This is a genomic window from Chthonomonas sp. (assembly GCF_035294165.1).
Lineage (GTDB): Bacteria > Armatimonadota > Chthonomonadetes > Chthonomonadales > Chthonomonadaceae > Chthonomonas.
The window spans coordinates 1-12,854 of the sequence record NZ_DATGLN010000099.1 but is presented as its reverse complement, the minus strand read 5'-3'; the positions used below and the strand labels follow the sequence as shown (position 1 = coordinate 12,854).

Sequence of the window (12,854 nt, the reverse complement as noted above, 5' to 3'; positions counted from 1 at the left end):
AGAGGGAGCACAGAGGGATCGCGAATTTCTGTAAGAGGTACGTGGCAGATGGAGTTGGAGTAGAGGGCATGGATATGGGCCGCGGCTTCGAGGGCTAGGCGTGTTTTTCCACAGCCGCCAGGCCCTAGTAGAGTGATGAGGCGCGGAGATGCCTGGTTAGGACTTAACACGGTTTCTAGGTGGGCCAATTCCTCTTCTCTGCCGAAGAAACGACTGAGACGGGCGGGCAAAAAGTAAAAAGCCTTAGGGGAAGGAGGGCTTGTGGGAGACGGCGGCTGGAGCGGTTTAACGGGTGGTTTTGGCCTGTCGGAAGGGGATGAGATAGAGAAGGCCTTCGGCTCCTGGGTATGTGCATTGTTAAGCATCTCTTTCGCATAGTCGGCCAGTTTGTGGGCGGTTTCTGAAGTGGATTCGCCTAGCTGTTCACGCCATATGGAGGCCATCGTCTGGTACTGTGTCAGAGCTTGTGATGGTAACTTGGCGGCGATGAGCAGGCGCATGAGGGTGAGATGGCCATTTTCGTTAAGGGGGTCTAACTGTACGATACGACGAGCCGCAGCGCATGCGTTTTGCAATTCGTTCCGTTGCACATAGAGTTCAAGGAGGCGATTGAGCGCACCCAAAACAGCTTCTGAGAGGTGCTCACGTTCAACAAAAATCCACTCTTCCTCGTAATCGCATAATAGCTCGCCTTGGTAGAGCGCTACGGCCTGTTCTAGCAGGGTGCAGGTGGTGTGGTCGTCGGGAGCACTTTGAGCCTGTTTCAGGAGATTTTGAAATTCGGCAGCGTCGGTGCGAACAAGGGTAGGGTTGATCTGCAGGGTAATGCGGCCGCCGGCAGTGAGGAAGAGCGCATCCGGCAGCAGGCCAGGAGGTTCCATCTGACGACGTAGGGCTGCGATAGCTTGCCGCAGGCGGGGGCTGGCCTGGTCAAAATCTGCGTCGGGCCACAGCAGGCTCGCCAAAAATTCACGTGGGTAGGCCCGATTCGGATGAAAGGCGAGATAGGCAAGGAGGGCACCAACCTTGCGTGTTGTGAAACGGGATATCTGAAGGTCACCACAAGTTGCCCGTAGCGGCCCTAGCAGCTCGACATACCAGTATTGCTGCAATGCCATCTCCTTAAACCAGGGCCATCACGACATTGCGGGTGGCTCTCTGAGGCACTATGGCCTTATGAAATGTTACATTCCGGACTCCCAAGGCCTACTCCTACACAACATCTCTTCTTCACTGCGAGGTAAGAAGAAGCCTCGGGACTAGCTCGCAGAACGTTGGTATTCAATTAACTTATGGAAATATCGTCCTTGCTCGGTGATTTTGTGACCAATGCCAATGCAGGATAAACAGCTTTGATCTTCTGTTTAAATTAACACCCGACGAACACGGAATACGCTTTTTGGAATATTATAACACACAGCGCATGTGGGGCAGGCGAAACATGCGCACAAAAGAGGTTGAGTTAGGCCTAAAATACGGTAGTCCGCTTCTACGGGTTAGAGCCGATAGGTCTAGATTTACAAGCAGGCTTCCTCCCTTTCATTTAACGAATGCCTGAAGCTCGATGAGAATGCCATCTGTTCTCAACTAAGTTCGGACGCCTGGTGCCGAACACTATAATGTAAATCCGGGGTGGAGGCCGGTGATTTTTTATGGCGGGAGGTGCTATTATAGCAAGAGGAGATGCGGGAACCTAAAAGGGCCTTTGAGCCATCGAACGGTTAAGACCACATCAGGTACTATTGGGTATTTGCCGGAGGAAGGAGAGACATGGAGACAGAAAAGGCATCAACGCTGCCAAAAGAGACAGTAGAGGATCAGCATTTTAGTAAAAATGTGCATATGGATCATTGGTTGCGACTTTTGGTTGTGGTGTCCACTATCTTGCTACTCATCGCTTTCGTCGTGGTGGTTGTACGGCTATTAGGGGCGGTTAAGCACACGCTGCTGCTTTTTGCTCTTGGCGGGTTGTTGGCCTACGCCATAGACCCTATTGTGGAATGGATTCGGCGGCGTTGGACGATGTCACGAGGGGCGGCGGTCGGAGTGGTCTGTGGGGGCTTTTTGCTGTTGATGGTGCTCGCAGTGGCGCTATTAGGCACCGCTTTGGTGCATCAGATCAATATCATTGTGCGAGACCACAATACGTATCAACAGGGCATGGCCGCGGACGCCACCAAAGAGCAGCGCGATCTGGCAGCTCAGACCTATGAAGCGAAGATACACGAAGAGATCGCGCGTTTCAATGGGTGGTTGGCAGCCCGTGGAGTTCACTACGATCTGCAGCAGGCTCTGAAACACCCTCTGCCAAAGAACAGCACGTTGACCAACGGGCTTTTTGAGCGGGTCATCAAGACCTTAGGAGATATCGGTCGAACGCTTTTTGAGGCTGCCATCGTTGGGCTGATAGCGATCTATCTGTTGGTCTATTGCCAGGAGATGCGTCGTCGTTTCACCATGGCACTGCCCCCCGCGTTACGCTCCTACGCGGAGGTATGGCAGGATGATGTGAACCACGTGTTGGGCGGCTTTGTACGAGGCCAACTTGTTTTGGCGCTGATCATCGGCACTGCAGCGGGAATGTTGTACTTGGCGCTAGGCATAAGGCTTTGGCTTCTGCTGGCACTGTTTGTAATGGTGGCCTCACTGATTCCGGTAATAGGCCCCTACATCGGTGCGGCACCGGCGGTGCTGGCAGCGCTTATAACGCCGGAGAGCCACGGTTTAACGCCTATGATTCGTGTTATCATTGTTATCGTAGTTCTGATTGTGATAAACGAGGTAGGTTCAAAGATCCTTTACCCGCGCTTGGTAGGGGCGGCGCTTGGGCTGCACGAGGTGCTGGTGTTGTTCCTTATATTGGGCGGATTAGAGGTAGCCGGCATTACCGGCATGTTCTTTGCAGCTCCGCTCACGGCCCTGATAGTAACCACACTGCCTCAGCTCTACAGGTTTTGGCAAGGACAGCCCCCCATCTCGTTGACGGGGAAGGCGCGGGTACACGCGGCGATGTTGGAAACGGAACACGTTTAAAAGCAAAAGAGGCCTCCCGTTGCGCCCACAATGCAGCGGGAGACCTCAGTAGGGATATCGCTTTTATCGGGTCGCACGAGCATCGAAGGAGATAAGCCCCAAGCGAGCCGCTCGGCGGAAGGCCTGAACGCGATTGTTCACCTGGAGTTTGTTGTAGATGTTGGCCAGATGAAAATCTACGGTGCGTTTGCTCACAAAAAGCAGATCGGCCACCTCCTTGCTCGATTTTCCTTCGATGATCAGGGTGAGCACTTCAAGCTCGCGTCGAGTTAAGCGCGTGGTTTCAGGACAAGGGGTCTCATTCGTTTTATGCATGTTGCAATGGCTCCTCAAATACAAAGTTTCAATGTTTCAAAGCGGGTTCGCCGTAGGGCGACACCGGCAATCTTATCGTTCCACTAAACCGCACAAAACGTGATGAAGGGGCGTCATTATCCTTGAAAATCCCGTAGTCCTACGGGGATATAAGGCATAAAAGCCCGGATGTCGCATTATGGGAACTAAATTCGCCTGTGAATTCGCTATAATATTGATCACGCAACTAGCCGCAGTAGAGAAAGAAGCAATATCAGAGTTTCAGTTAGCGTGCGTGTAATAAAAGGCGCACCCTAAGCTCGATGTGGCTTTGTGATAGCAACTGCAAAAAACCTTAAGGAGAGAGAAGTATGGACGATATTGATCTCGCTCACCGTCGCAAATACGTGGGTGTAGGCGGTGACGATGTACCCTCCCTTGGTGTGCTTGAGGGAGACATCTTGCGTCTGCTGTGGGATGCGGGCGAGCCTCAATCTTCGGTGCAGGTGTACGAAGCCATGCACTTCGCCCGGCGCCGAGAGCAGCGCGAGATGCAGTCACCCTCGACCATTGCGGTAACCCTTAGCCGCATGGTGGAGAAGGGGCTACTGAAGGTGGAGCGACCGCGTCGGAGCGGTAAGGGGTATTACGGCCCCACGCGCTCACGCGCCGAGATCGTGCCGAAGGTGCTCGATGATGTGTGCCGACGCCTAACCGGCCACTCCCTCGGCTATGTGCTTTCCCACCTCGGTAAGCCTGGCTCAAGCGATATTGAGGACGTGATTTCAGCCTTGCGCAAAGCCCGCGACGAGTATGAGGCCTCTGGCCAGGAAGAGAAGAAAGTCGTCGAGCACGTGTAGGCGTCCTCTGCATAAAGATGGCAAAGGCTCTGGGACACTACCCAGAGCCTTTTTCTAATGGCCAGGCCTTTGAGAGACTGCCCCTTCGAGGGCGAAGTGCCCCAGGTTTGCATTAACGTTTTGATACTGCATCTGGTTGCCGAAGGTATCGTGGTAGCTCATCTGAGTTGCTTTGCCCTTTGTAAAACGCATTACAGGCCATGTAACGTTGTTTTCTACAACGATGGGGTTTTTGCCATCTCGGCCGATAAGTATCTGGGCTTGGAACCCCCCCGCATCGCCAAGCTGTATTCGGAAAAGATGGGGTGTGATTTCGGTGACGATGGGAGCGATAATCCACTTCCGTCGGCCGGACCAAGGGCCGCCTTTGGCAAAAACCGCCTCGGCCAACTGTTTTAGGGCCGCCTGTTGCTGGAGGGTGGCACGGCTGTCGAGATAGCCTACAGCGCTTTTAGGGCCGTCACAGCCTCCAAAGCTAAGCCCATCAAGCACGATAGGGCCGTAGTGGGCGTGATCGAGCCGGTAGACGAACAGGGCATTGCAACTGCCATGAGAGGGAGGCTGCCCGAAGTTGCAGGGGCAGGGAACATTGCAAGTACAGGATTCGAGCAGTTGACCTTCAGCCTGCCACGTTTGAGCGTTTGTAGGCTGCTCCTGCGGAGCGGCTGTCTGCGGCACGGGCTGGGCAGCAACGAAGTAGAGAAGGCAGAGCGTGCCCATGCCGGTTAAGGTGGTTCGGATAAATGCCGTTTTGTTCATCGTGTTCTCCATGGAACTCGCTTTTGTTTGGCGAATAGGTAGGGTACAGTATAAAATCGAAACCGCAAAAGGTCAAGTCCTTTGCCTTTAATGGGCTTGGGACAAGCCTATCTCGCGCTGAGATAATGGGCTGCTGAAGAGGCGGCAACCGTCAGGAGCCTGTCGAGGTGGTTTTGTGCGCTTTCCGTTAGGAGGGAGTGTACCTCTACAAAGCAATTCGCAATAAACGGTGGACGCAAAGACGGAAAGTTTGGCCTCGCAGTCTACGTATGAATAGAGAGCAATGCCCGCCTCTTTGCCTGAAGAGGTCACGCTTGTCTCGTATGATGAGCAGATGCAATGGGACTAGAGAGAAAAGTCATTGGAAATCGAGCCAACATCCCAACAGTTAGAATCGCCTCTGACAACATCGGTGGCTAAGGCGGAGCGTATGGCCCGCTTAGAGGCCACACCGTGGGTCACCTACACGCTTTTGGCGGTCATCATTGCTGTTTACATTGCTATGTTAGTCGTAGGGCATGGCAATGTGGACCGCGTGGCGCTGCTTTTTGGCGACAAAGAGGACGATCTCATTCGGCAGGGGCAGTGGTGGCGATTAGTAACGGCTATTTTTTTGCACGGCAGTTGGGTGCATATCGGGGTAAACGGCCTCTCTCTCTATTGGCTAGGTAATCAAATGGAGCGCCTCTATGGGCGAAGGCGATTCTTTATGTTGTTTGTTTTTAGCGGGATTTGCGGCAACCTCCTAAGCTTTTTGAAGCAGCCGGCGCCGTCGTTGGGTGCCTCGGGTGCCCTATTCGGGCTGATCGGCGCCGGCATTGTGTTTCCCATTCGCTATCCCGAACTTATTTCGCCTAAGGCGCGCAAAACGATTCTCACACAGCTGATTTGGATTACCGTTCTCAACCTAGCGCTTAGTTTAGCCCCAGGCATAGACCTTTGGGCGCACGTGGGGGGGTTGATAGGGGGAGGATTTTTGGCCCTCTTCCTTATGCCGGCTCTGCTGGACCCGCGACCGGTTAACCTTTGGCGCGAGCGCGCACTCTCCTTGATCACGTTGGGGACGGTGCTGCTCTGTTTGCTCAGCGCCGGATTAGAGTGGCGTGTGGCCGTGAAGTTTCCCCAACAAGAGACCCAAATGACCTACGCCCCATCCTCGCAAAACCCCTGGTGGAGTTTGAAGGTGCCCAAGAGTTGGCGGCCGCTCGCGCTGCCACAGGGCGCCGGCGTTGTTTTGGTGTCTCCGCAAGGCGAGCAGCTGACGGTGGCCGAGAGGATAGAGGCTTCGCCCGTTCAGGATTTCATCGCATTATGGCCGCAGGGGGTGCAGCCGCAAAGGGGAGAGGTTGCCGGAAAGCCGGCTTGGTTCGCACAGCTACAGTCGGGTAATGCGCATTTCGATGTTTGCGTGGTGCAGCCCTATACAACCTCGTTTGTGCGCTTGGTACTCATGGCTCCTAGTGCGATGGCCCCCAAAGCCCATAACGACTTCCTGCAAATTCTCAAAACGGTGGAGTTTCACCATCCGCCCTAAAGGCAGGGTAACAAACCACATTGCTGAGGAATGCCCTTAGAAAAGGGTGTTGCAGTGGGAGAAACGGACGGAAGCGTGTAACATCAAAGCCATAAGGGCGTCCTATACAATCAGATTAGGGTACTTACGAAGGCCTGCACCCTAGCACACTCATATACTATAACACTTCCAGAAGGCGCAGCGTTACATCAATTTTAGCCATAGGCCGCCTAGGCTCTTGGAGGTCACGGGATGAACTCCCTGCTACGTGGGAGCCACAATACCTCGTAGCTTATGGGACGCTTGATTTTTGTGGGCAGGTATGTTATTATGTGATAACCGATTTGCCCCCAATTTCGATGCGTGCCCCTCGCTTCTGCGTTGAATAGCATTTGGGCTATCCTGAACGATGAGGTGCAGAGGTGCATCGAAAGCATTAGGCGATGACGACTGTGGTGTTGTGTGGCCACCGTCGGTATTATAGATATTCAAGAAGGAATCAGTGAAGGAATGCTCGAACTCGGGGTAAGGAACCCGTCTCGATATGCCGTTTTACGTTGGTTTATCACCCTTAGTGGTCTGCTCTTTGCACTAGGTGGGAGTGGCGTACGATGTACGTACGCCGATACGGTGCCTGCCTACGATCAACAGGCGTATCACCTGTTTTACTCTTCTGTGAACCCTGCCAACCTACAGCAAACGGTGGATACCCTGGCGAGCTTTGGCTCGCGCGTGGCGGGCTATCCTGGGGAGAAGAAGGCAGAAGACTACGTTTACCAGCAGTTTGTGAGCATTCTTGGAGCCAACAACGTCCACACCGATACCTTTCGGGTGACCGTACCCTACGATCCAGGGGCAGAAAGCCCTGCGAAGGGCGCCTATGCTCAGCTTGTGTCGAAGCCTGGCGCTCCCAAATTGCCGATGTACCCCCTTTGGCCTAATCTCGTGCGCACCTCCACATTGCCTGCCGGAGGGCTGACGGCGCCGCTTATCTATGTTGGGGATGGAGACCTAAGCCATTTTAACGGCAAAGATGTGGAAGGCGCTGTGGTGATGGTAGACTTCAATTGCGGGCAAAAGTGGCTTAACGCTCCGCGGTTGGGGGCAAAGGCGGTTATCTTTATTGCGCCGGATAATACCTTGCGTGGCGAGGCCGAAGCGAAGTTCATTGGAATTCCTATTGCCATTCCCCGCTTCTATATGCGAAAGCACGATGCTGCCGTGTTGTTGGCGGCATGTGCTGCCGGACGGCCACCGTTGGTGCAGCTGCACTGTGATATGCCTTGGCGCATGGAGACGGTGCGTAATTTTACCGGCATTCTGCCTGGCACAGACCCCAAGCTTCGCAACCAGATTATTGTTGTTGAAAGTTTTTACGACTCTACGTCCATCGTGCCTGCTTTGGCGCCGGGGGCGGAAAGTGCCTGCAGCATGGCCTCTCTGCTGGAGCTGATGCGTGCCTTTAAGGCGCACCCGCCCAAAAGAACGATGTGGTTTGTTGCCACTAGCGCTCATTTTCAGGCACTTCAAGGCATCCGCGAATACCTGAACCAGCACATGGATTCTTGGATGCCGCCCGGCATCGTACAGTCGGCCTTGGCACAGCCAAACGCGCTGAAAGTGCGGCTTTGGTTGGGGGCTTTTCTGGTTCTATTTCTCGTTTTATCGGTGCTGGCCTGGCGAAACCGCCCACAGTCCGGGCCGAAAGCCACTCCTATGCTTATCATCAACGGCATCTCCCTCTTGGTGATGATAGGGTTGAATGCCGGGTACTACTTGGCGCCGCACGCGCCGACGCTACCCAATCCACCTCGCATCTATCTTTGGGCCGGCCTCGATATGTCGAGCCAAAGTCCTTCTTTCGGCATCTTCTACAAGGGCTGGTTCTACGACTATCGAGAGGATATTCAGGGGCGCTTTAGTGACATCGCCCGCGTTTGTCGTGAAAATGCCGACAAAGTAGGGCAAACGATGGGGTTCGATTCCACCCAGTTCTTCAACGATGGGGTGAACCCGGTGAACGGGAAGAACTGGCGCAACTACATCCCCGGTCAGCCGGCCTTCGATTCGGAAGTGGTAACGATGGCCGGCGGCAACGGGGTAACTTTCGCCACCACGAACGACAGCCGTGCTTTGGTAGACACCCCCTTCGACACGGCCGATCATGTTAATATCGCCAATTTGGCGACCCAGCAAAGGTTGCTGGAGTGCTTGATGTGGCATATTGTTACCGACCCCAACAACGTTAGCGATGTGGATGCCCAGCGCATGCCGATAACCGACCCCTCTCAGTGGTCGCGACTGGCGCTCCAAGGTGGGTTTGCCACCCTTGAGGGACGTGTGCAGATATTCGACCCACATAAATCGTTCATCGCAACTTCGGCCAAGCGGCTTTTAGGCTCGCTGGTTGTCGTTCGGAGCAACACCAAAAGCTTTATGGGCGTGCGCGGCAATATGATCCAGATGGTGCAGTGGACGACACCCGACAAGATGAGCGATATTCCAACCGATAGTGAGGGGAACCCGCTGCGTTACGCGCCCGATGGCGATGCTCTAGATGCCCAGGGGCATCCGGTACCTTGTGAGGACTTTTTCGCCTTTCACGGGGTCGCGCCGCTTACCGCCTATGGTTATAACCGCACGGTATCGCTTGCAGCCTATCACATTGATGAGGCCAATACCGTGCCCGATCCGAAAAATCCGTCCGTTCAAATGCCTAACCCCGACCGCGGCAGCATAGATTTTGCACCGGATATGGGGCCAGAGGGCGCCGAGCAGGTGCCGCTTGATGTTGCCATTACAACGGCTACCCGTTCCACACCGATCATCGTTTTCCATTGCGTTCCGACAGCCATCTACGATTTGGTGGACCAGCAATCCTTGCAGGCGTTAACGGGCATTAACATCTACGATGGAGCTACAAACGGCACGCCGCGCATGTACGGCTATGCGATTAACCCGCAGTCTAACGGCACGGCTACCTCTTATGTAGAGGACGTTGCCGTGATCTTTGCCCAGCCCGGAGAGCGCTTAAAGATCACGATGACCAGTGGACCTGGGGACATTCGTTTGCTGTTGATTAACTCTTTGTATGATCCTACCGATCCGTTCAATGAGCACGGCCGCTCGCCGGCACCGGAGGGAATAGGCTATTTGGTGGCGGGCAATCCCACCGATCAGGAGGGGGCAGAGGCCTTGCCCGATTCGGCCTCGCCGGATATGGCCGAGCAGGGGGAGGAGATAGCGCGTTCCGGCGCCATTTATGATACGGCTCTTCATGTGGCCGAGGACATGTGGAAGTTGGACGACTTTCGCATGAGGCGCCTGGCCCGATTCCGCATTTTGGATATGAAGAGCATGGAGGGCACTCCAGGGCTGCATAATATGGCCTATAAAACGCTGCAAGAGGCCAAACTTGCGCGCGATAAGAAGGACTGGGAAGATTTTGATGCCCTTTCACGCGAGGCCTGGGGGTTGGAGAGCCGTGCCTACCCCGATGTGCAACACACGGCGATGGATGTGGTGGAGGGGGTGCTTTTCTATTTGGCGCTTCTCATGCCGTTTGCCTATTTCTGTGAGCGGCTGTTCTTCGGTTTCTTTGACTTAAAGCGCCAGTTGTTGACGGCATCCGCCATTTTCTTGCTCATTTTCGCCATCTTCCGCTATATTCACCCGGCATTTGAGATCACGATGAACCCCGTTATCGTGCTGCTCGCGTTTGTGATGTTAGCCCTTTCGGCCATCGTCATTGCCTTCGTCACCGGCAAGTTTGAGGAGCAGCTCAAGCAGATGAGCAAAAGTGTTAGTGGGGTGCATCGGGCCGACATCGGGCGCGTGTCGGTGGCCTTTGCGGCCTTCAACTTGGGTGTCTCCAACATGCGGCGCCGGAAGACGCGTACGTTCCTCACCTGCACCACACTCGTACTCCTCACTTTCACCGTGCTTTCGTTTACTTCGGTGGTACAGGTTATGCGGTTTAACAAAGTACGTGCCCCAAGCGACTACGGCCCGCGATATAACGGCATTATGATCCGCACGCCTATGTGGGACCCTCTGCAGGAACCGGCCTATCGCATTTTGGCGGATGAGTACGGAAAGAAGTACGCCGTTGCACCGAGAGCGTGGTTCTACGGCACTTCGATGGGAGAACAGTCGTTCCTTACACTTCAGCGAGCCGATCTCTCCTACGACGCCCGCGCCCTATGTGGGTTATCGCCGCAAGAGGCACAGATCATGCGCCCACAGGATGCGCTTGTGAAGGATGCCAACGGCAACACGGTGGGCCGATGGTTTAAGCCTGGTGATCGATACGTTATCATCCTGCCGGACGGAATCGCCGAAGCGCTCCATATTGGCCTCAGGGATGTGGGAACGGCCACGGTGAACTTTAGCGGCCTTCAATTTCGCGTGATCGGCATTCTCAACTCGCAAAAGTTGAAGCGCTATTACGATCTCGATAACGAGATGCTAACCCCCGTGGACTGGATCGCGATGAACAAACAGTCCCAGTCAAACAGCGGGGGCAGTGCCGCGAGCCAAGGGTTTCAGGAGTACATTCATCTTGACCCCGATATGGTGTTTTTCATACCCTATCAGACGGCCATAGATTTGGGCGCCCAGTTACGCTCGATTGCCATAGATTTCAACAATCCCGAACAGGTAATCCACCAGCTGGAGCCGCTTATGCGTCGGCTTGAGCTGAACCTTTATGCGGGCCAGATTACCGATCCGAACAACCCCGACCCGGCCAAGCGAGGAATCATCTATCGTTACTCTTCCATTGCGACTACCTCCTCGCGCGGGCTGGAGCTGGTGGTTATTCCCATAATCATTGCGGCTCTTATCGTGCTTAACACCATGTTGAACTCGGTGTATGAGCGCATTCGAGAGATATATATCTTCTCCTCTATTGGGCTCGCCCCCACGCATATCGGCATGTTGTTTATCGCCGAGGCGATGGTCTATGCCATTCTCGGTTCCGTTGCCGGGTATCTTTTGGGGCAGTTAACAAGCATTCTCTTGGTGAAGACAGGGTGGCTGCCGGGGCTCTACCTCAACTTTTCGAGTGTAAGCGCTGTGGGCACAACCCTTATCGTGGTAGGTGTGGTGTTGCTTTCTACCATCTATCCCGCGAGGAAGGCGGCGGAAGTGGCCACCCCGGCTGTGGATCGCTCGTGGAAGGTACCCGACCCCGAGGGCGACCACTGGGTGATTCCGCTCCCGTTTGCGGTTACCGGAGACCAGGCCACCGCGCTCAACTCGTTCCTTAGCGAGTGGCTGCAAGCCTATGAAGAGTACAGCATAGGTGATTTTGTGACGCAGGGGGTGCAGACGGAAGAAAGCCCTCACGTATACGGCACGCAGTACAGTATACGCTGCATGGTGTGGCTGGCGCCGTTTGACTTAGGCGTTTCTCAACGCATCGCCATTGAGACAACGCCTACGGAGACCCCCGATGTCTTCGAGATTCATCTCATCATCGATCGGGTGTCAGGAGACATCTCGAACTGGAAACGAGTCAATAGACGCTTCCTGAACACCCTGCGCAAACAGTTTCTTATTTGGCGCACCCTCAAGCAGGCCGAGCGTGAGCGCTATCTGCAGGGAAACGCGATAGATGCGACGAGTGAGGCCTCTCAGCCGGCTTAACGGCTAAAAAATATCGGATACGAAATACCGTTTCGGAGGAACACAAAAGGCGTGGCGGAACAGAGCGAGTTCGCTCAACTTCGACATCAAATAGAGGTCGAGTCGAGTGAGGAAGGAAGCACCGGCGAGATAAAGTTTGAAGAAGGCTATACGTGGAAGGTCTTCTTCGGCACCCTCTTTGTGGCGTTTGTTATGCTGCCGGGAGCTATCTATTTGGGGCTTGTGGCGGGACAAGGGCTTGGCCCTGCCGCCGAGTGGGTAACGATAGTGCTCTTCTCCGAGATCATGCGTCGTTCCTTCCTCCCCATGAAACGGCAAGAGATATATATTCTCTACTACGTTGCAGCCTCCTTAACCGGTCTCGACCCGAACCTAAGCATATCCGGTGGCCCCTTCGGCTACCTTGTATGGAACCAGTATTTTGAACAGTCGCCTCAGGCTGCCCCCATCGCCCACGATATACCGCGTTGGGTCGTGCCACCCATCGGCTCTCCGGCACTTATCCACCGCACCTTTTTGGATACGGCTTGGCTCGTGCCCATTGTGCTTTTGTTGATCGGTCAGGTGCTGGGCCGTTTTCAATGGATGAGCGCGGGGTACTATCTGTTTCGTATTACCTCTGATATCGAGCGGCTTCCTTTTCCCATGGCTCCGGTGGCGGCTTCGGGCGCTACGGCGCTGGCCGATGCGGCGAGCAAGGAAGAGTCGTGGCGCTGGCGTATCTTCTCCATCGGCACCATGGTGGG

The 12,854-nt window shown here is 54.6% G+C and carries 7 protein-coding genes and 1 pseudogene; 5 read left to right on the top strand and 3 right to left on the bottom strand.

What is annotated here, in order from left to right; all coding sequences use genetic code 11:
- On the bottom strand, nucleotides 1-1,112 hold a 1,112-nt coding region (locus tag VKV29_RS05145), incomplete at its 3' end, for an AfsR/SARP family transcriptional regulator (RefSeq protein ID WP_324200231.1).
- 658 nt (nucleotides 1,113-1,770) lie between these two features.
- Between VKV29_RS05145 and VKV29_RS05140 the strand changes: the two genes are divergently transcribed.
- A complete protein-coding gene (locus tag VKV29_RS05140) occupies nucleotides 1,771-3,033 on the top strand; it encodes an AI-2E family transporter (RefSeq protein WP_324200230.1) in 1,263 nt (420 codons plus the stop codon).
- A 63-nt stretch (nucleotides 3,034-3,096) separates the two neighbouring features.
- Here VKV29_RS05140 and VKV29_RS05135 read toward each other — a convergent pair whose 3' ends face one another.
- Complete coding sequence (locus VKV29_RS05135; RefSeq protein WP_324200229.1) at nucleotides 3,097-3,348, bottom strand: response regulator transcription factor; 252 nt, start codon at nucleotides 3,346-3,348, stop codon at nucleotides 3,097-3,099.
- A gap of 350 nt (nucleotides 3,349-3,698) precedes the next feature.
- Between VKV29_RS05135 and VKV29_RS05130 the strand changes: the two genes are divergently transcribed.
- Nucleotides 3,699-4,187 carry a BlaI/MecI/CopY family transcriptional regulator gene (locus tag VKV29_RS05130; RefSeq protein ID WP_324200228.1) on the top strand — a complete coding sequence of 163 codons (489 nt, stop codon included), beginning with the start codon at nucleotides 3,699-3,701 and terminating at the stop codon, nucleotides 4,185-4,187.
- A 54-nt stretch (nucleotides 4,188-4,241) separates the two neighbouring features.
- Here VKV29_RS05130 and VKV29_RS05125 read toward each other — a convergent pair whose 3' ends face one another.
- Nucleotides 4,242-4,946 carry a DUF1326 domain-containing protein gene (locus VKV29_RS05125; protein WP_324200227.1) on the bottom strand — a complete coding sequence of 235 codons (705 nt, stop codon included), beginning with the start codon at nucleotides 4,944-4,946 and terminating at the stop codon, nucleotides 4,242-4,244.
- A 361-nt stretch (nucleotides 4,947-5,307) separates the two neighbouring features.
- Between VKV29_RS05125 and VKV29_RS05120 the strand changes: the two genes are divergently transcribed.
- The 3 genes and pseudogenes from VKV29_RS05120 to VKV29_RS05110 form a co-directional block, all read left to right on the top strand.
- Nucleotides 5,308-6,480: a rhomboid family intramembrane serine protease gene (locus VKV29_RS05120; RefSeq protein ID WP_324200226.1), complete on the top strand. Its 1,173-nt coding sequence runs from the start codon at nucleotides 5,308-5,310 to the stop codon at nucleotides 6,478-6,480.
- A gap of 489 nt (nucleotides 6,481-6,969) precedes the next feature.
- Nucleotides 6,970-12,108 (top strand): FtsX-like permease family protein, encoded by a 5,139-nt coding sequence (locus VKV29_RS05115; RefSeq protein WP_324200225.1) that lies wholly within the window; start codon nucleotides 6,970-6,972, stop codon nucleotides 12,106-12,108.
- 51 nt (nucleotides 12,109-12,159) lie between these two features.
- Nucleotides 12,160-12,854 (top strand): annotated as a pseudogene (locus VKV29_RS05110) (hypothetical protein); the annotation flags it as partial.

What these genes read in the sequence shown, in the direction of transcription:
- VKV29_RS05125 (WP_324200227.1), bottom strand. Translation starts at nt 4,946, where the DNA reads ATGAACAAAACGGCATTTATCCGAACCACCTTAACCGGCATGGGCACG.
- VKV29_RS05140 (WP_324200230.1), top strand. Translation starts at nt 1,771, where the DNA reads ATGGAGACAGAAAAGGCATCAACGCTGCCAAAAGAGACAGTAGAGGAT.
- VKV29_RS05135 (WP_324200229.1), bottom strand. Translation starts at nt 3,348, where the DNA reads ATGCATAAAACGAATGAGACCCCTTGTCCTGAAACCACGCGCTTAACT.
- VKV29_RS05115 (WP_324200225.1), top strand. Translation starts at nt 6,970, where the DNA reads ATGCTCGAACTCGGGGTAAGGAACCCGTCTCGATATGCCGTTTTACGT.
- VKV29_RS05130 (WP_324200228.1), top strand. Translation starts at nt 3,699, where the DNA reads ATGGACGATATTGATCTCGCTCACCGTCGCAAATACGTGGGTGTAGGC.